Annotated in this window: 20 protein-coding genes; 7 read left to right on the forward strand and 13 right to left on the reverse strand. The window is 71.5% G+C overall.

All coding sequences use genetic code 11. The annotated features are described in order from the left end of the window. Positions 1-119: 119 nt before the first annotated feature. The 5 genes from ACWEBX_RS17550 to ACWEBX_RS17570 all read right to left on the reverse strand — a co-directional run bounded on the left by ACWEBX_RS17550 (position 120) and on the right by ACWEBX_RS17570 (position 4,861). The gene (locus ACWEBX_RS17550; protein WP_451885733.1) at positions 120-1,700 is read right to left on the reverse strand and encodes an ABC transporter substrate-binding protein; all 1,581 of its coding nucleotides are present in this window, start codon (positions 1,698-1,700) and stop codon (positions 120-122) included. Between the two features lie 263 nt (positions 1,701-1,963). Continuing rightward, on the reverse strand, positions 1,964-2,725 hold the full coding sequence (locus ACWEBX_RS17555; RefSeq protein ID WP_451885734.1) for an SDR family oxidoreductase: 762 nt from the start codon (positions 2,723-2,725) through the stop codon (positions 1,964-1,966). 17 nt (positions 2,726-2,742) lie between these two features. After that, positions 2,743-3,504, reverse strand: a complete 762-nt coding sequence (fabG, locus tag ACWEBX_RS17560; RefSeq protein ID WP_151470604.1) for a 3-oxoacyl-ACP reductase FabG — start codon at positions 3,502-3,504, stop codon at positions 2,743-2,745. Between the two features lie 203 nt (positions 3,505-3,707). After that, the gene (locus ACWEBX_RS17565; protein ID WP_451885735.1) at positions 3,708-4,091 is read right to left on the reverse strand and encodes a DUF3037 domain-containing protein; all 384 of its coding nucleotides are present in this window, start codon (positions 4,089-4,091) and stop codon (positions 3,708-3,710) included. Continuing rightward, positions 4,088-4,861 (reverse strand): HipA family kinase, encoded by a 774-nt coding sequence (locus tag ACWEBX_RS17570; protein WP_451885736.1) that lies wholly within the window; start codon positions 4,859-4,861, stop codon positions 4,088-4,090. The genes ACWEBX_RS17565 and ACWEBX_RS17570 overlap by 4 nt, the downstream gene beginning before the upstream one ends. A gap of 220 nt (positions 4,862-5,081) precedes the next feature. Here ACWEBX_RS17570 and ACWEBX_RS17575 point away from each other — a divergent pair, with 220 nt between their 5' ends. Then, a complete protein-coding gene (locus tag ACWEBX_RS17575) occupies positions 5,082-5,519 on the forward strand; it encodes a Rieske (2Fe-2S) protein (protein WP_451885737.1) in 438 nt (145 codons plus the stop codon). A gap of 54 nt (positions 5,520-5,573) precedes the next feature. Here ACWEBX_RS17575 and ACWEBX_RS17580 read toward each other — a convergent pair whose 3' ends face one another. Then, positions 5,574-6,212 (reverse strand): cysteine hydrolase, encoded by a 639-nt coding sequence (locus ACWEBX_RS17580; protein WP_451885738.1) that lies wholly within the window; start codon positions 6,210-6,212, stop codon positions 5,574-5,576. Between the two features lie 132 nt (positions 6,213-6,344). Here ACWEBX_RS17580 and ACWEBX_RS17585 point away from each other — a divergent pair, with 132 nt between their 5' ends. Further along, the gene (locus ACWEBX_RS17585) at positions 6,345-6,812 is read left to right on the forward strand and encodes a pyridoxamine 5'-phosphate oxidase family protein (protein ID WP_382797020.1); all 468 of its coding nucleotides are present in this window, start codon (positions 6,345-6,347) and stop codon (positions 6,810-6,812) included. A 55-nt stretch (positions 6,813-6,867) separates the two neighbouring features. On the opposite strand, the gene ACWEBX_RS17590 is transcribed toward ACWEBX_RS17585, so the two are convergent. Beyond that, positions 6,868-7,770 carry a LysR family transcriptional regulator gene (locus ACWEBX_RS17590; RefSeq protein ID WP_451885739.1) on the reverse strand — a complete coding sequence of 301 codons (903 nt, stop codon included), beginning with the start codon at positions 7,768-7,770 and terminating at the stop codon, positions 6,868-6,870. A gap of 75 nt (positions 7,771-7,845) precedes the next feature. On the opposite strand from ACWEBX_RS17590, the gene ACWEBX_RS17595 reads away from it, so the two are divergent. Continuing rightward, positions 7,846-8,781: a DMT family transporter gene (locus tag ACWEBX_RS17595; protein ID WP_451885740.1), complete on the forward strand. Its 936-nt coding sequence runs from the start codon at positions 7,846-7,848 to the stop codon at positions 8,779-8,781. 49 nt (positions 8,782-8,830) lie between these two features. On the opposite strand, the gene ACWEBX_RS17600 is transcribed toward ACWEBX_RS17595, so the two are convergent. After that, positions 8,831-10,162 (reverse strand): aminotransferase class I/II-fold pyridoxal phosphate-dependent enzyme, encoded by a 1,332-nt coding sequence (locus ACWEBX_RS17600; protein WP_451885741.1) that lies wholly within the window; start codon positions 10,160-10,162, stop codon positions 8,831-8,833. A 35-nt stretch (positions 10,163-10,197) separates the two neighbouring features. On the opposite strand from ACWEBX_RS17600, the gene ACWEBX_RS17605 reads away from it, so the two are divergent. Further along, on the forward strand, positions 10,198-10,890 hold the full coding sequence (locus ACWEBX_RS17605; protein WP_451885742.1) for a pyridoxamine 5'-phosphate oxidase family protein: 693 nt from the start codon (positions 10,198-10,200) through the stop codon (positions 10,888-10,890). Positions 10,891-11,046: 156 nt separating this feature from the next. Here ACWEBX_RS17605 and ACWEBX_RS17610 read toward each other — a convergent pair whose 3' ends face one another. Then, a complete protein-coding gene (locus ACWEBX_RS17610) occupies positions 11,047-12,045 on the reverse strand; it encodes a DMT family transporter (protein ID WP_451885743.1) in 999 nt (332 codons plus the stop codon). 202 nt (positions 12,046-12,247) lie between these two features. Beyond that, on the reverse strand, positions 12,248-13,258 hold the full coding sequence (locus ACWEBX_RS17615) for an EamA family transporter (RefSeq protein WP_451885744.1): 1,011 nt from the start codon (positions 13,256-13,258) through the stop codon (positions 12,248-12,250). Between ACWEBX_RS17615 and ACWEBX_RS17620 the strand changes: the two genes are divergently transcribed. Further along, positions 13,259-13,396, forward strand: a complete 138-nt coding sequence (locus ACWEBX_RS17620; RefSeq protein ID WP_451885745.1) for a hypothetical protein — start codon at positions 13,259-13,261, stop codon at positions 13,394-13,396. Between the two features lie 116 nt (positions 13,397-13,512). On the opposite strand, the gene ACWEBX_RS17625 is transcribed toward ACWEBX_RS17620, so the two are convergent. After that, positions 13,513-14,058: a Clp protease N-terminal domain-containing protein gene (locus tag ACWEBX_RS17625; protein WP_451885746.1), complete on the reverse strand. Its 546-nt coding sequence runs from the start codon at positions 14,056-14,058 to the stop codon at positions 13,513-13,515. Between the two features lie 317 nt (positions 14,059-14,375). On the opposite strand from ACWEBX_RS17625, the gene ACWEBX_RS17630 reads away from it, so the two are divergent. Next, positions 14,376-14,804: a type II toxin-antitoxin system Rv0910 family toxin gene (locus ACWEBX_RS17630; protein WP_451885747.1), complete on the forward strand. Its 429-nt coding sequence runs from the start codon at positions 14,376-14,378 to the stop codon at positions 14,802-14,804. Between the two features lie 108 nt (positions 14,805-14,912). On the opposite strand, the gene ACWEBX_RS17635 is transcribed toward ACWEBX_RS17630, so the two are convergent. Continuing rightward, positions 14,913-15,584: a PadR family transcriptional regulator gene (locus ACWEBX_RS17635; RefSeq protein ID WP_451885748.1), complete on the reverse strand. Its 672-nt coding sequence runs from the start codon at positions 15,582-15,584 to the stop codon at positions 14,913-14,915. A 163-nt stretch (positions 15,585-15,747) separates the two neighbouring features. Between ACWEBX_RS17635 and ACWEBX_RS17640 the strand changes: the two genes are divergently transcribed. Further along, the gene (locus ACWEBX_RS17640; RefSeq protein WP_451885749.1) at positions 15,748-16,560 is read left to right on the forward strand and encodes a PhzF family phenazine biosynthesis protein; all 813 of its coding nucleotides are present in this window, start codon (positions 15,748-15,750) and stop codon (positions 16,558-16,560) included. Here ACWEBX_RS17640 and ACWEBX_RS17645 read toward each other — a convergent pair whose 3' ends face one another. Further along, the gene (locus ACWEBX_RS17645) at positions 16,561-17,361 is read right to left on the reverse strand and encodes a CPBP family intramembrane glutamic endopeptidase (protein WP_451885750.1); all 801 of its coding nucleotides are present in this window, start codon (positions 17,359-17,361) and stop codon (positions 16,561-16,563) included. Between the last annotated feature and the right edge of the window lie 2 nt (positions 17,362-17,363).

The following is a 17,363-nucleotide window of genomic DNA, read 5'->3' on the forward strand; positions in this document are numbered from 1 at the left end:
AACCTACCGTCGCCCACTGACAATCGGTTCCTGGCCCGCGTCGGGGCCGGATGACGGGTACGGTGTGCCCCCGCGGACGCACACGGCGGACCCCGCTGCCACCCGGTCCGGCCGGTCCGCTACCAGCTCATCTTGCGGTCGAGCTCCCACATCATCATGATCGTCGAGGGGTCCAGGGCCCGTTCTCCGCCCGAGATCTCCTCGTTCGCGGCGACATACTGCCTGCCCTGCCACAGGGGCAGCAGCCGGGCGTCGTCGAGGAGGATCTTCTGGGCCTCCTCGAACTGCTTGGCCACCGCTCCGCGATCGCGCACGCCACGCGACTCGGGCAGCAGGACGTCGGTGATCCGCGGGGTCGGATAGGGCGTCCCGAGGGCGTTCCGCTCCCCCACGAACGGCGCGATGAAGTTCTCGGCGTCGGGGAAGTCGGGGAACCAGCCGCGGCCGAACACCGGGTACTCGCCGTTGCGGTATCCCTCTTCGTACGTCTTCCAGGGACGGCTCCTGAGCGTGACGCTGAACAGGCCTGAAGCGTCTAGCTGGCGCTTGAGCTCGCCGAACTCCGGGGCGGTCTCGGAGCCGTAGCGGTCGGTGGTGTACCAGAGGGTCAGCGGGACGCGTCGGTCGATGTGCGCGTCGTGCAGGATCTTGCGGGCCTTGGCCGGGCTGGGGCTGCCGTACGCGTCGAAGTAGCCGGTGGTGTGCCCGGCCAGTCCCGCGGGGACCATCGAGTAGAGCGGGTCGACGGTGTCCTGGTAGACCTTGTGGACGATGGCCGAGCGGTCGACGATCTGGGCGATCGCCTGGCGGACGGCGAGCTTCCCCGCCCACGGGTCCTCGGGGTTGAAGACCAGATAGCTGATCTCGGTGCCCGCTCCGTCGACGAGCTGGATGTCCTGCCGGTCGCCCTGCCCCTGGAGGGCGACGATGTCCGAGGCGGCGAGCCCGCGGTAGGTGACGTCGATCTTCTTGGCCTTCAGAGCCCCGACCATCTGGGCCGAGTCCTGGAAGTAGCGGATCGTCACCGCGTTGTTCTTGCGCTTGGCGAAGCCCTCGTAGTGGTCGTTCCCGACGAGTTCGGCCTGCCTGCCCTCCGTGTAGGAGCGCAGCGTGTAGGGCCCGGAGCCGAAGACCTTGTCGTCCTTCCGCAGGGCGTCGGCGGGGTAGTCGTCGGGGTCGACGATCGACATCGCCGGCGTGGCCAGGACCAACGGGAAGGTGGCGTCCGGCTTGTTGAGGTGGAAGACGACGTCACGCTCACCCAGTGCCTGCACCCGGTCGAGGCTGCCGAGCAGACCGGCGGGGCCGCCGCGTACACCGATCTTCCTGATGCGGTCGATGGAGTACTTGACGGCGGACGCGTCGAGCGGGTCGCCGTCGGAGAACGTCATGTCCTGGCGCAGTTCGCAGCGGTAGACGGTGTTGGTTCCATCCGTGAACCCGCACTTCCGGGCGGCGTCGGGCTGCGGGGACGCCGAGCCGGTCGGATAGCTCAGCAGCGTCTGGTAGATGTTGCGGAACAACTCCCACGATCCGTCCCAGGAGGCCGCCGGGTCCAGGGTGCTGGGGGCGCTGGTGGTGCCCACGACGATCGGCCCCTCGTCGGCCGGTGATCCCTTGGAGATGGCGCCGCACGCGGCCACCAGGGATATGGACGTGATCGCCGCGAGCTGTCGCAGGTATCGGTTCCGGTTGAACACGCACACACTCCTGGATCCGCCGTACCAAGGGTCGGCAGACCATACCGCAGCGCCCTGCCGGGGGAACTGTGTTTCCCAGGCAGGGCACTTGATCAGCATGTATGTGACTACGTTGTCAGCATGCTGTGAACGTGTCGGCACTCCGCACAGCGGGCTCCGTGCCGCTCGACACACGCTGAGCCTTTGTCAACTTTCAACAAAAAAGACCGGTCGGCCGCACCCCGAACGCGGGGTACGGCCGACCGGTCTTCGCGGCCTTCGTGTCACTCGACTCCGGCGTTGAGGAACATCCCGCCGTCGACCACGAGCGTCTGACCGGTGACCCAGTCCGACTGCCGTGAGGTGAGGAAAGCGGCGGCGCCGCCGATGTCGGAGGGCACGCCGAGCCGGCCGAGCGGGTAGGCCGCGGCGGCCTCCGCCTCGCGGCCCTCGTAGAGTGCGGCCGCAAATTTCGTCTTCACCACGGCGGGCGCGATGGCGTTGACCCGGACCTTGGGCGCGAACTCGTGCGCGAGCTGCACGGTCAGGTTGATCATCGCGGCCTTGCTGATGCCGTACGCGCCGATGAACGGCGAGGGCGCGAGGCCGGCGACCGAGGCGATGTTGACGATCGCGCCGCCGTTCTCGCCCTGCCAGGCCTTCCAGGTCTGCTGGGCGAAGCCGAGCGCCGAGACGACGTTGGTCTCGAAGACCTTCCGCGCCACGTTGAGGTCCAGTTCGGCGATCGGCCCGAACACCGGGTTCGTACCGGCGTTGTTGACCAGGAAGTCGACGCGGCCGAAGGCCTCCATGGTGCGCTCGACGGCGACGGCCTGGTGGGCCTCGTCGTGGGCCTTGCCAGCCACGGCGATGACGCGGTCGGCGCCGAGCGTCTCGACGGCCTCCTTGAGGGCGTCCTCGTTGCGGCCCGTGATGCAGACCCGGTCGCCGCGGGCGATCAGAGCCTCCGCGATGCCGTAGCCGATGCCGCGGCTCGCGCCCGTGATGAGCGCGACGTTGCCCGAGAGTTCGGGAAGCGTGGTCATGTGCGTTTCCCCTGCGTCTAGTTGAGCGGTCCGCCGGCCACGTACAGCACCTGGCCCGAGACGAATCCGGCGGCCTCGCCGGTGAAGAAGGCGATGGAGTTGGCGATGTCGTCGGGGTTGCCGACGCGCTGCACGGGGATCTGGGTCGCGGCGGCGGCCTGGAAGTCGTCGAAGTCCATCCCGACGCGGGCGGCGGTGGCGGCGGTCATGTCGGTGACGATGAAGCCGGGCGCCACGGCGTTCGCGGTCACGCCGAACTTGCCGAGCTCGATGGCCAGGGTCTTGGTGAGGCCCTGGAGACCGGCCTTGGCGGTGGAGTAGTTGGCCTGGCCGCGGTTGCCCAGCGCCGAGGACGACGACAGGTTGACGATGCGGCCGAACTTGGCCTCGACCATGTACTTCTGGACGGCCTTCGCCATCAGGAAGGCGCCGCGCAGGTGCACGTTCATGACGGTGTCCCAGTCGGACGCGCTCATCTTGAACAGGAGGTTGTCACGGAGGACACCCGCGTTGTTGACCAGGATGGTAGGCGCGCCGAGCTCCTCGGCGATCCGCGCGACGGCGGCCTCCACCTGGGCCTCGTCGGAGACGTCACAGCCGACCGCGAGAGCCTTGCCGCCGGCGGCCGTGATCTTCTCGACGGTGTCCTTGCACGCGGCCTCGTCGAGGTCGATCACCGCGACGGCGCGGCCCTCCGCGGCCAGTCGTACGGCGGTCGCGGCACCGATGCCGCGCGCGGCACCGGTGACTACGGCGACGCGCTGCTCAGTGGTGGACATTGCTGGTTCTCCTCGCCCTTGGAAAAGCCGGCCCAAGCCCGGCCAAGCTGTCTCGACAACCTTGCGGAGTCTTCGGGGTCCCGGAGGACCCGCGGCTCACACGGTACGCCCGTCCGGTGAGCGACCGCTTAGTACCTTCAGCAGACGTGACGCTAGAAGCCCTGGCACCCGGTGTCAACGGCGCACCGCGCGCATGTGATCCATTACCTGACCAGGAGCTGGAGCAACCGCTCGGTCTCGGCCGCGGGATCGGCCGTCAGGCCGGTGTGCACGGGCCCCGGCTGGACCACCGTCGAACGCGGCGCGATCAGCCAGCGAAAACGCCGCCCGGCATCGTCGCCCGCCGCCTGACCAGCGGCTTCTCCACCGGCGCAGACTCCCTCGACGGCGCGCAGCGCGGCCCGTACGCCCTGCACGTCCGCGTCCGGGTCGAGTGCGAACAGCTTGCTCTCGTCCAGATGGGTACGGGCGGCGACGAAGGAGTGGGCGCGGCAGTACACCAGCACGCCCGCGTTGAAGCACTCGCCCCGCTCGACCCGCGGCACCACGCGCAGCAGCGCGTACTCGAAGACGTCCCGCCCGTTCACTTGTCTCCCTCGGTACCGTCGAGGCCCTTGATCCGTTCGTGGATGACGGCGGCGCGTGCCAGCAGCGGCCGTGCGTAGGCGCGCCGCAGCGCGTCGGCCGTGTCGAAGCCCGGTTCGCCGGCCAGCCAGGCCTCGGGGATCTCGGCCGTGACCTCGGCGAGCAGCTCCTCGGTGACCAGCGGGGCCAGTTCGGCGGCGGCCGAGGCGATGTCGGGTCGGAAGGGGGCGAGCGCGTGGTCGGAGATGTCGTACGGCTTGGCGGCGGAGGTCTCGGCTCCGGGCCAGTGGTGGTGCCAGATCATCGTGGCGCCGTGGTCGATGAGCCACAGATCGCCGTGCCACATCAGCAGATTGGGGTTGCGCCAGGAGCGGTCGACGTTGTTGACGAGGGCGTCGAACCAGACGATCCGGCCGGCTTCCCCGGCGCTCACCTCGAAAGCGAGGGGGTCGAAGCCGATGGCGCGCGGGAGGAAGTCCATCCCGAGGTTCGGGCCGCCGCTCGACTTCAGCAGGTTCTGGACCTCCTGGTCCGGTTCGCCGAGCCCGAGGACCGGATCGAGGCCGATCGTCACCAGACCGGGCACCCGCAGGCCGAGCCGGCGGGCGAGCTCACCGCAGACGACCTCCGCGACGAGCGTCTTGCGCCCCTGTCCGGCGCCGGTGAACTTCATGACGTACGTCCCGAGGTCGTCGGCCTCGACGAGTCCCGGCAGCGAGCCGCCCTCGCGCAACGGCGTGATGTAGCGGGAGGCGTTCACTTCCTTGAGCATCGCCCCAGGTTACTGGGGTGGTCCCGCCAGGGGGACGCGACCCGGTGACGGCGGCGGAAGCGGTGGCCCATGTCCGGGGCCGGGGGGACCGCGCCGCCGCACACCCGGCTGTCGGCACGCTGTGGATCAGGTCAAGAAGTCGCCATTGCCTGAACAGCGCGTGCTGGTGGACCGTACCTCTCGACAGATGCAGATCATGTCCGCTGAAGGGAAAGCCAGCATGACCAGCGAATCGCTTCACTCCGCACAGGCACCGGCCCGGCGCACCGTCGTGGCGGCGGTCGGCGCGGCTGGGCTCGCCGTCGCGCTGACCGCGTGCGGTGCGGACGACAAGGCCTCGGACAGCGTGGGCTCGGGCAACGGCGCGGCCGGCACGGAGCTCGCCAAGACGAGCGACATCCCGGAGGGCGGCGGCAAGGTCTTCGCCGATCAGGGGGTCGTGGTGACCCAGCCGACGGCGGGCACCTTCAAGGCCTTCTCCTCGAAGTGCACCCACCAGGGCTGCGCGGTCAAGGGCATCGCGAACAACGTCATCACCTGCCCCTGTCACAACAGCCAGTTCTCCGCCACCGACGGCAGTGTGAAGAAAGGGCCCGCGACGACCGGGCTCGCCGCCGCGAACATCACCGTCGAAGGGGACGCCATCAAGCTCGCCTGACCGCGCCGAGGGTCGCCGGCCCCGCGCGACGCAGGTCTCCTCATGACGCCGGCGTCAGCGCCGGCGGTGTTCGAAGCAGGCGAGCACGTCCTCGGTGGTCGTGATGGTGGCGACCAGCGCGAGCGTGTTCCGGACCATCGCGGGGGTGTACTCGGAGGGCACCCCCGCGACGGCGTCCGCGGGAACGACGACGGTGTAGCCGCGGTTCACGGCGTCGAACACGGCGTTGGGAATCGCGATGTTGGCCGAGACGCCCGTCACGACGAGGGTGCGGCAGCCCAGGTTGCGCAGCAGCGGGTCGACGTCGGTCCCCGAGATCGGCGACAGACCGTGCAGCCGCCGCACGACGAGGTCCTCTTCGGAGACCTCGACGGGCGGCGCGATCCGCACCGCCGCTGTGCCGGTCGTCTGCCGTACGGGCAGTCGCTCGGCCGCCCGGAACAGCCGGGCGTTGTGGTTGGCGCCGCGGCCGTCCGGGCGGCGCTCGGCGACCGCGTGGATCACCTGCACCCCGCTCTCGTGCGCGGCGGCCACCAGCCGGGCGATCCGGTCGAGCGCTCCGGACGACCGTGCCTCCTGGGCGAGTTCGGGCAGCGCGCTGTCCGGGCCCACGACGCCCTGTTGGCACTCCACGGTGAGCAGTACCGTGCCGACGGGGTCGAGGAGTTCGCTGAGGTGCTCGAACGACGGCATGGCTCTCCTTGTCGTCGCGGGTCGGGACGGCGGAGCGTAGCGACCGTTGCGCGAGGACGGAAGACGGCTCATTATTTTGACGGAACGTCAGAAACTTGATACATACCGATACACAGAACACGAGGGGACCGTATGACCGTCACTCAGCGCAGGGGCCGGAAGATCATGATGACCCCCGGTGAACTGGACGAGTTCCTCACCACCCAGCGCACCTGCCGCGTCGCCTCCGTGTCGAAGGACGGAGTCCCGCATGTGAGCGCCCTGTGGTTCGCCTGGGACGGCACCTCGCTGTGGCTGTACTCCGTGGTGCGCAGCAAGCGGTGGGTGCAACTGCGGAACGACCCGCGGGTGGCGGTGGTGATCGACTCCGGAGAGGAGTACGGGGAGCTGCGGGGCGTCGAGTTGTCCGGCACGGTGGAGTTCGTCGGCGAGTTCCCCCGTACCGGGGAGCTGTGCGCCGAACTCGACGTCCCCGAGATCCTGTTCGCCCGCAAGAACTTCGGTCTGGAGGAGATGCCTCACGACGGCCGGCACGCGTGGATGCGGCTGACACCGTCCGCGATCGCCTCGTGGGACTTCCGCAAGCTCCCCCCGATGTGACCGGAGCAGAACACTCCATCGATGCGGCCGGAGCCGAACCGCCCTTCGTCTCCCGTCACTCGACGGCCTCGCCGGCCCTGCGCAAGGCGTCCACCGCCGCCCTGATCGAGGGCCGGCGGTCGGCGTCGGCCCGCCACACGACGTAGACATGGCGGCGCACACGCTGCCGGACCGGCACCGTGACGACCCCCTCGGGCATCGGACGGCGTCCGAGGAGCGGGGCCACGCACACGCCGAGTCCCGCGGCGACGAGTCCGAGCTGGGTGTGCGTCTCCCCGGCGCGGTGCCCGATGCGCGGCTCGACGCCCTGGGAGCGCAGCGTGAACATCAGCCATTCGTGACAGAACTCGCCCTCGGCCCAGGTGATCCACTCGTCGTCGGCGAAGTCCCCGAGGTCCACCTCGGCGCGGCCCGCGAGCCGGTGGCCGGCCGGCATCGCCACATCCGCGGGGTCGTCGAGGATCGACGCCTTCACCAGCCCCTCGGGCAGGGGCATCGGCTTGTTGTACCAGTCGAGCACGACCGCGAGGTCCAGGTCCCCGCGCACCACTCCCGCGACCCCGGCCTCCGGCTCCAGCTCGCTGGAGCGCACCCGCAGTCCGGGGTGCTCGGCACGCAGCTCCGCGAGCGCCGCCGGGAACAGTCCGCGTGCCGCGGTCGGGAACGCGGACAGCCTGAGCTCACCGGCGACCTGCCCGCGCTGCGCCTCCAGGTCGGACTGCGCGAGCTCGACCTGGGACAGGATGCGGGCCGCGTGCTCGGCGAGGAGCCGCCCGGCATCCGTCAGCCGCACGCCCCGGCCGTTCTTGGCGAGCAGTTGCTGTCCCACCTCGCGCTCCAGCTTCGACATCTGCTGGGAGACGGCCGACGTGGTCACATGCAGCCCCTCGGCCGCGCCGCTCACCGAGCCGTGCCGGGCGAGGGCGTCGAGGGTGCGCAGTCGCTCCAGATTCAACATGTAAGGGATACTACGAGATATCGCTTGAGTATTCTCGCTTGTGCTACGAGATTGTTGTGCCGCATTCTTGCTCCCATGAGCACCGTCGCGTCTCCCCGCCCCGTCACTCCGAACGGCGTCGCACCCGGCCGCCGCGCCGCCTTCGACTGGCGGATCCGCTTCGGCGTCCTGTCCCTGATCTGGGGCTTCAGCTTTCTGCTCATCAAGGTCGGCACGGACGGCTACGCGCCGTTCCAGGTCACCTTCGGCCGGCTGCTGTTCGGAAGCGCGGTGCTCGTGGCGGCCATGGCGGTGAAGCGCGAGCGGCTGCCGCGTGGGGCGCGCACCTGGGGGCACCTCGCGGTCGCGGCCTTCCTGCTGAACGCGCTGCCGTTCTCCCTCTTCGCCTACTCCGAGCTGACGATCCCGTCGACTCTCGCCGGCATCTGCAACGCGACATCGCCGCTGTGGGGCATGGCCCTGTCCCTGGTCGCCCTCTCCGAGGACCGGCCGACCCGGCGCAGAGTGGCCGGTCTCGGCATCGGCTTCCTGGGCGTGCTGACGGTGCTCGGTGTCTGGCAGGGCTTCCACGGCCTGGACGCCACGGGCACGGCCATGGCCCTGCTGGCGTCGCTGAGCTATCCGATCGGCTGGATATACGTCCGCCGGACCCTGGCGGGCACCGGCAACTCCCATCTGTCGATGACCGGCGCCCAACTGCTCCTGGCCACCGCGCAACTCGCCTTCGTCACGCCGTTGTTCACCACGTTCCCGAGCCATGTCGCCTGGGTCCCGCTGCTCGCGATCGCCGCCCTCGGAGCACTGGGCACCGGACTGGCGATGCTCCTCCAGTACGGCATCGTCGCCGAGGTCGGCCCCACGACGGCCCAGATGGTCACGTACTTCATCCCGGTCATCGCCACCGCCGCCGGTGTCGCGATCCTCGGCGAGTCGCTGGCCTGGTCGACACCGGTCGGCGCGGTGATCGTCCTCGCGGGCGCGTTCCTCACCCAGGCGAAGCCGCGCCGGTGACACCCGCGGCCCGCCCGGAGCCGCGGCTCGGCGACCCGAGCGGCACGGCTCAGACGTAACGGCGCGCGGGGGCCGGTCCCACGGCGGACGCGACGGCGTCCGCGAGCGGCCCGGCATCCTCGGGCCGAAGCGTCGAGACGGTGATCCGGACACCGGGCGGCGAACTCATCCTGAAGCGGGCGCCGGGCGCGACCGCCCAGCCGCGCTGCAACAGCCGGGAGACGGCCCCGGTTTCGTCCGGGACGGCGATCCAGACGTTCATCCCGCTGCGTCCGCGCGCCTCGACACCGCGCTCCCGCAGGGCGTCGATCAGCATGTCGCGGCGCGCCCCGTACTCCGCCGCCACGGCCGGCACGTCGAGCGCGCCGGAGGTCCACAGGTGGACCACGGCTTTCTGCAGCAGTCTGCTCACCCAGCCGGGGCCGACCCGCTGCCGCCCGTGCACGCGGTCGACGGTGACGGGGTCTCCGGTGAGCACGGCGAGCCGCAGATCGGGCCCGTACGCCTTGGCGACGGACCGCACGAAGGCCCAGTTCCGCGTGACTCCGGCCAGGGGATGCAGGGGCAGGTCGACGATCTGATGGCCGTGGTCGTCCTCGACGAGCAGGGTCCGCGGGTACTCCCGGAGCACGGAGCGCAGGGCACGCGCGCGCTCGGCGGTGACCGCGGCGCCGGTGGGATTCTGCGCCCGGTCGGTGACGATCAGGGCTCGCGCCCCGGCCGCCAGCACCTGCCGTACGTCGGCGGGAAGCGGGCCCTCGTCGTCGACCCCGACCCCTGCCGTACGCAGCCCGAGCGCCGGAAGCAGGTCGAACAGGCTGCCCCAGCCGGGGTCCTCGACGGCCACGGTGTCGCCGGGCCTGAGGTGGGCCATCAGGACGCGCTCGATCGCGTCGAGCGATCCGGAGGTGACGACGACGGGCCCCTCGGGCACGCCGTCCGCATCGAGCCCGGCGCGGGCCAGCCGCTCCAGCTCCGGCTCGACGGGGTCCTGCCCGTACTGCACGGGATGCCGGTCGGACTCCGCTGCCGCCACCGCGAAGGCCTCGGCGAGCGCCGGCAGCAGGGCCGGATCGGGATTGCCCTCGCCCAGGTCCCGCACCCCCTCGGGCACCTCGACACGCAGGTGTTCCCGCCCCGTGGTGGCCGGCTTCGGGCGCACCCGGCTGCCCCGGCGCCCGGCGGTCTCGATGACCCCGCGCTCGCGCAGCGTGCGGTAGGCCGCCGCGACCGTGTTCGGGTTGACCCCGAGTTCCTCGGCCAGCTCACGCATGGGCGGCAGGAGTTGGCCGGGCTCCAGCTCCCCCGCACCGACCGCCCGCTCGACGTCGGCGGCAATCTCGGCTGCGCGACGCCCTTCGATCCGATACTCTCCTAGCACAAAAGAGATTATGCACTAGTGCAATGGAGATGGCAATGTCGGAGACGAGCACCCAGCAGCCGAGGACGACGGTGTCCGCTGCCTACACCCCGACCGACCGCACTGTCCCCACCCGCTCCAAGGAACGCGCCGCGTACGACCGGGAGCTGGTGCACTCGATACTCGATGAGGGATACATCTGCCATCTCGGATTCGTCCGCGACGGCGCGCCCGTCGTCCTGCCCACGCTCTACGCACGGGTCGGCGAGCGGCTCTACGTGCACGGGTCCACGGGTTCGCGCCCCCTGCGCATGACGGGCGGGACCGATCCCGGGCTGGCCGTCTGTCTCACCGTGAGCCATGTCGACGGACTCGTGCTGGCCCGCTCGGCCTTCCACCACTCGATCAACTACCGCTCCGTGGTCGTGCACGGCGTCGCCCATCAGGTGACGGACCCCGAGGAGAAGCGGCTGGCACTGGACGCGCTGGTCGACCACGCCGTCCCGGGCCGCTCGGCCGACTCCCGCCCCGCCAACGCCAAGGAACTCGCCGCCACGGCCGTGATCAGCCTGGATCTCGACGAGGTCTCCGCCAAGCTGCGCACCGGCGGCCCGAGCGACGACCCCGAGGATCTCTCCCTCCCCCACTGGACCGGCGTGGTCCCGTTGACCAAGGGCCACGGTGTCCCGGTCCCGGCGGACACCCTGGCACCGGGCATCGGACTGCCCGACTACCTGAAGGCCCTGTAGACCCCGCAGCCTGGTCACGACACCTGTCGCGAACGATCAGGCTCTGGCCCGCCCCGCCCCGCCCCGCGCCGGGACCGGCACCGGCCCTCACCGGAACCGGTACCGGTCCCCCGCCCGCCCGACTGCGGCCGCCTCACGCGGGGCGCCCGGCGGGGGTCACACGAGAAGCGCCTCCTCGGGCGCGGCGACGCGTTCCGCGCCCGCCGCACGCGCCTCCGCCACCGCGAGTCCGGCGACCGAGCCGAGCATCAGCAGGGTGCCGCCGATGGTCGCCGCGGTGAGCCGCTCGCCGAGCAGCCCGACGGCCAGCACGGCCGCGCAGACCGGCTCCAGGAGCATGATCACGGACACGGTGGCGGAGCGGACGACGGCGGCACCGGCGAAGAAGAGCGCGTAGGCCAGCGCGGTGGGGACGGCGGCGATGTACGCCAGCAGGGCCAGCAGCTGCGCGGGCTGGGCGGCGTGCGGGAACAGCCCCTCGGCGAGCCCGAGCGGCAGCAGGCACGCGGTGGTGACGGCGAACGCCCACACGGTCGTGCTCGACCCGTCGACGCGGCCGTCGCGCCCCCACCACCGGGTGAGCAGCGTCATCGCGGAGTAGCCGGCCGCGGAGAGCACCGCGAGCAGGACACCCCAGGGGCGCACGGTGGCGTCCCCGCCGCCGAGGACCAGTACGCCGAGTCCGGCCAGCGCCCCGGCGACGGCGGCGCAACCGCCCCGGCCGAGCCGCTCACCCATCGTCAGCCGGGCGCCGAGCGCGATAGAAACGGGCCCCGCGCCCAGGGTCACGACCGTCGCCACGGCAAGTCCGGTCGCCTCGACGGCGGCGAAGTAGGCCGTCTGGAAGAGCGCCAGCCCGAGGCCGGTCAGACCGATCCGGAGCGCCTTGCGGCCAAGGGGCTCCCGCGGGGCGTCGCGCTCCCCTTGCCGTTCGGAAAGAAGGCGCGGGCGAAGGCGCGGGCCGCCGCGCAGGCGAACGGCGAGCAGCAGGGCGAGTCCGCCCGCGCAGCGCCAGAAGGAAAGAGCGACCGGCCCCATGTCACTGGCCCGGTAGACCAGTGACGCGGCGGCGCCCGCGGTGCCCCAGGCGGCACCGGCGACGATCAGATAGAGCAGGCCTCGCCCGACGGGCAGGCCGACAGCGGTGTTCGACACGTGTTCTCTCCGCAGTTCCGCAGAAGTTCGGGAAGGGACCGCGTCGCAGCCCGTGCCGCGGGGGCAGGGGCGTGCGGAAGGTCCTCGGACTTCTTCTGCGGGCAGCGCCGTTCCGCCCGGCACGGGGCCGGGCGGTGTTCCGGTACGCCCGCCTCAGGCGGCCGGAGGCGGAAGAACGAGCGTCGCAGGCATGATCAGCACCTTAGACGGCCGTTCCATGGGCCGACAACTCTCGCTCCGCGTCGCCCGTCCCGCTCGCGACCGGCTCCCGCGAGGGTTTCGCCGGGGCCGACGACTGCGCGATGAAGGCGCCGAGCAGCACCACGGCGCCGCCCGCGATCTGGGGCGCCGAGAGGTGTTCGCCGAGCAGGACCCACGCCAGGACCGTGGCGATCACCGCTTCGAGACACGCCACCACGCCCGCGACCTGCGGGGAGAGCTTGCGTACGGAGAGGACTCCGGTGACGTAGGCGACGACGGTGGCGACGAGGACGATCCAGCCGAGGAGCAGCCAGGCGGGCACGGACGTCCCGTTCATGTCCGCGCCACCCCCGAGAACGGACCAGTGCATGGTCCAGGGGCGCGCGACCACGGTCAGGACGAGGGTGCCGACGAGGAGCCCGTACGCGATCACGCCCAGCGGGTCGGGTGCCTCGTCGCCCGCGTCGCTGCCCTGGTCGGACAGGACGAAGTAGCCGACCTGGCAGCAGGCGGCGCCCAGCGCGAGCAGGAGTCCGACGGCGTCGAAGCCGAGCCCCGACCACACCTCCACCACGCAGGCGAGTCCGCCGACCGCGAGGACGACTCCGAGAGCGGCGGCACGGGTGACGGGCCGGCGCTGCACGAAGCGCACCCAGCCGAGGACCAGCGCGGGGGCGAGGTACTCCACGAGGAGGGCGACGCCGACGGGGATGCGGGATATCGCGGCGAAGTAGCAGGCCTGGACACCGGCCACGCCGAGGAGACCGAATCCGGCGAGCAGCGCGGGGCGTCGCTTGACCAGCGCCCGGTGCCGCACGGCGAGCGGCAGCATGACGAGGGCGGCTCCGGCGACGCGCAGCCACACCACGTGAAGCGGGTCGAGCCCGGCCTCGATCAGCGGCTTGGCCGCGACGCCGGATCCGCCGAAAGCGACCGCCGACACGAGCGCCAGGCCCAGACCGACGCCTCTCCCCTGGTTGTCCTGACTGCCCTGAGACGTATGCACGGCCACATGATGACAGGCGACGACATGACCGTCACCCCCGAAGACACCTGTCTCAACGGCTGGACCGAGGACCGGGCCCGCTCCGGCGGCACGCACGGTGGCAGACCGGAACCCTCCGAACCCAAGTCAGCCCGCCTCGCCTAAGGCGCGGGTCACCTGACCGCCCGTCTCAGATGCGGCCCGCGTCGCCTGTCGGCCGCGTCACCCTGACCGCCCGCGTCACCTGACGCCCCGCGTCAACTGACAGCCCGCGTCACCCGTCAGCCCGCGTCGCCCCGGCCGACACACTCCTCGTGTCGGGTCTCGACGCGCTCCCGCAGCCGCCGGAGGTCGACACCGGCCCGTCCGAGGACCTCGACGGCCCGCGACCGGGGGTCGGCGACGACGGCCGCGAGCAGGTCGAGACCGCGGGCGTGCCCGTCGCCGCGCAGCACGGCACGCCCGTACGCCTCCCCCATCGCGTCGGCCGCCACGGGGGACCAGCTCCCCCTGGCCTGCGCGGGTGCCGCGCCGGAGTTCTCGACGGCGCTCTGCCAGCGGAGTCCGTAACCGATGCTGCGCTGCACGAGGTAGCCGAGCAGCCGGGCGAGCTGCGGCCCGCCCTCGAAGACGGCCCGCACCTCGGGGTCGCACTCCAGCAGGGAGTGCAGCAGATGGGCCGTGTCGATCTGCCGGTCTCCGTCGCGCAGCGCTCTTCGGCGCGCGCCGGAGACCACCGGGGCCAGCTCAGCGCCGAGTCCGGCCTCGATGCCGGCAGGCTTCGGTCCGCTCGTGGCGGCGGACTGCTCGGGAATACGGGGCGGCACAACCTCCACCTCATCAGCCTCGCGGCCCGGGGGCATCGGCGGCGGGCAGCATCTTCGGATCCGACACAGGGTGGGCATCCCCGTACGGTTCCTCCTCCCTGCGGATGACTTCGCGCCGATTTCCTCCCGGCGGCGCGCGCCGCCTTGCCTCGCCTTCCCGCGGCCGGCACTCGCCGGCCGCCCGTGCCGGTGCCGGGTCGGCCGCCCCTCCACAATTCCTGACGGTTCATCAGTATTGAATGTTCCGGGGCCTGGAGCTACGTTCCGCGACACCGTAGCTGCGCCGGGCGCAGCGCCCGACACGAAGGGGTGGTCGCATGGCCGAAGTCAGCGCGGAGGCACGGATCGAGGCGCCCGCCGAGAAGATCTGGGACCGGCTCACGGACTGGTCCGCCTACGGCGAGTGGAACGCGACGCACACGAGCTTTCCGCAGGGCGGCCCGGAGAAGTTCGAGGTGGGCGGCACGTTCGCGGAGAACATGAAGCTCATGGGCTTCCCGGCCGAGGTGACCTGGACGATCGAGGAACTGGAGCCCGGCCGCGCCCTGGCCATCCGCGGCAAGGGCCCGATGTCGGTGAACGTCTCCACGCGCTACACGCTCGCCCCCGACGGCGACGCCACCTCGGTGCGGATCGACGGGGAGTTCACGGGCGCGGCCGTCTCGTTGATGGCCGGCAAGCTCAAGGACTCGGCGACGGCCGCCCTCGACGAGTCGCTGCGCAAACTGGCCGGACTGGTGGCCTGAGCCTCGCGCGTCCGCGCGCTGCCCGAGGCGGCCCCCGGCCCCCCGTAGACGGACAGGCGCCCCGCGGAAACGCTTCCACGGGGCGCCGGCAGGTACCACAGCACGCCCTCAGTCCTCGTCGGCGAGGATCAGGTACAGCTTCTTGCGGGCTTCGTTGATGACCGCCAGCGCCTTCTCGCGCTGGCCCTTGCTGCCGGTCTTCCAGACCTGGCCGAAGGCTTCCATGAGGCCGAAGCCGGCCTGCCGGATCTCGTGCAGCGTCTCCCAGTCGACCCCGCGCCCGGCGTCTTCCCAGGGCGCATCGGGACCCTCGTCGGCCGCGCTGCGGCCCGGCTCGGTGAGCGAGAACAGCTTCTTGCCGCCCTCGGCCTCGCTGACGATCAGGCCCTCGTCCTCCAGCATCTGAAGGGTCGGGTACACCGAACCCGGGCTGGGCTTCCACGCCCCGCCGCTGCGCTCGGCGATCTCCTGGATCATCTCGTAGCCGTGCATGGGCCGGTCCTTGAGCAGGGCGAGGATCGACGCGCGTACGTCGCCGCGCCGCGCCCTCCCCCGCGGCCCGCCCCGGCCGCCGCGCCCGCCCCAGGGGCCCGGGCCGAAGCCCGGTCCACCGAAGCCGAAGCCGGGACCGCCGGGGCCGCCGCCGGGACCACCCGGCCCGAAGGGCCCGAAAGCCCCCCGCAGCCCCTCGAAGCCGCCCCGACCCCGACGGCCGGGTCCGCCGTGGTGCCCCTGTCCGTGTTCGTGCTCGTAGCCGAAGTCTTCTCCACGGGAACGCATCGCCATCACTCCATTCCATCGTTGATCGGTCGCGATGCGTCAACGATATATCGGAAGAGTGGGCGTGACAACCCCCTGCCGAAAAGCCCACCGTGTTGGCATGGGGCCAGACGCCCCCGATTGGCCTTGGCCGGTGGCCGACCGGGACCGCTAGCTTCGGGACATGCGGATTCGTATCGTCGACGCCTTCACCGACCGCCCCTTCGCCGGCAACCCGGCCGGGGTCCTCCTCCTCGACTCCTTCCCCGACGATGCCTGGCTCCAGAACGTGGCCATGGAGGTCAACCACGCGGAGACGGCGTTCACCCACCGTCTCCCGGAGGGCGGCGAGGCCGACTGGGCACTGCGCTGGTTCACCCCCGCCACCGAGGTGGCCCTGTGCGGACACGCGACCCTCGCCGCGGCACACGTCCTCGTCACCACCGGCGCCCATCGGGGCCCGGTGCGCTTCGCCACGCGCAGCGGTGTCCTGATCGCCACTCCCGAAGCCGACGGCTCGATCACGCTCGACTTCCCGACCGCGCCCCTCACCCCGGTCGAGATTCCCGACGGTGTCGCAGGGGCGCTCGGCGCCGAACCGCTGCGCACCCTCGACACCGGCCCGAACACCGGTGACCTGCTGGTCGAGGTCGCCGACGAGAAGACGGTCCGCGCCCTCGCGCCGGACCACAAGGCGCTCGCCCGCTACTCGGAGCGCGGCATCATCGCGACCGCCCGCGCCGAAGACCCTTCACGGGGCTACGACTTCGTCTCCCGCGGCTTCTTCCCGAACGTCGGCATCGACGAGGACCCGGTCACCGGCAGCGCCCACACGGCCCTGGCCCCGTTCTGGTCGGAACGCCTCGGCCGCCCCGCCCTCACCGGCCTGCAGGCCTCCCCGCGCTCCGGCCTGGTCCGCACCGAGGTACGCGGCGAGCGCACCCTGCTCTCGGGCCACGCGGTCACGGTCATCGAGGGCGACCTGCTCGTCCCGTGATCACGCCGTCGGGAGCCAACCCACCTTGCCCGCGAGCAGCGCGTACCCCACGAAAGCGCCGATGTCGAGCAGCGAGTGGGCGACCACGAGCGGCCCGACCCGGCCCCAACGCCGGTACAGATAGACGAAGACCACACCCATCACCATGTTGCCGACGAACCCGCCGATGCCCTGGTAGAGGTGGTACGAACCACGCAGCACCGCACTCGCCATCAGCGCCGTCCCCGGTGTCCAGCCCAACTGCCCGAGCCGGCGCAGCAGATACCCGACGACGATGACCTCCTCCAGCACGGCGTTCTGCACGGCCGAGAGGATCAGCACCGGGAACTTCCACCAGACGTCCGGCAACGCCTCGGGCACCACCGTGAGGTTGGCGCCGAACGCGCGCGCCGCCAGATAGAAGGCGATTCCCGCGCTGCCGATCACCGCCGCGACCATGGCACCGCGTCCGAGGTCCGGCCAGGGACGCGTACGGTCGAAGCCGATCACGCGCAGCCCCCGGCCCTCGCGGATCAGCAGATGCGCGACGAGCGCGACCGGCACCAGGGCGGACGCGATGCCGAAGAGCTGCCAGGCCAGGTCGAGCCAGGGACGGCCCGGCGCCGCCGAGGCGTTGAGGGTGGCCGCCTGGTCCTTGAGCCCGCCGGGTTTCGTGACCGATCCGACGAAACTGATCAGCGCGGACACTCCGCTCGCCCCGAGCGACAGCGCCAGGACGAGCAGCGTCTCGTCCCGGAGAATCCGTCGGGTCAGCCTCTCGGCCGGAAAAGAATCGGCCATCGGTCCCGCCTCCACCTGCACTC

This window comes from Streptomyces sp. NPDC005070 (assembly GCF_053600395.1).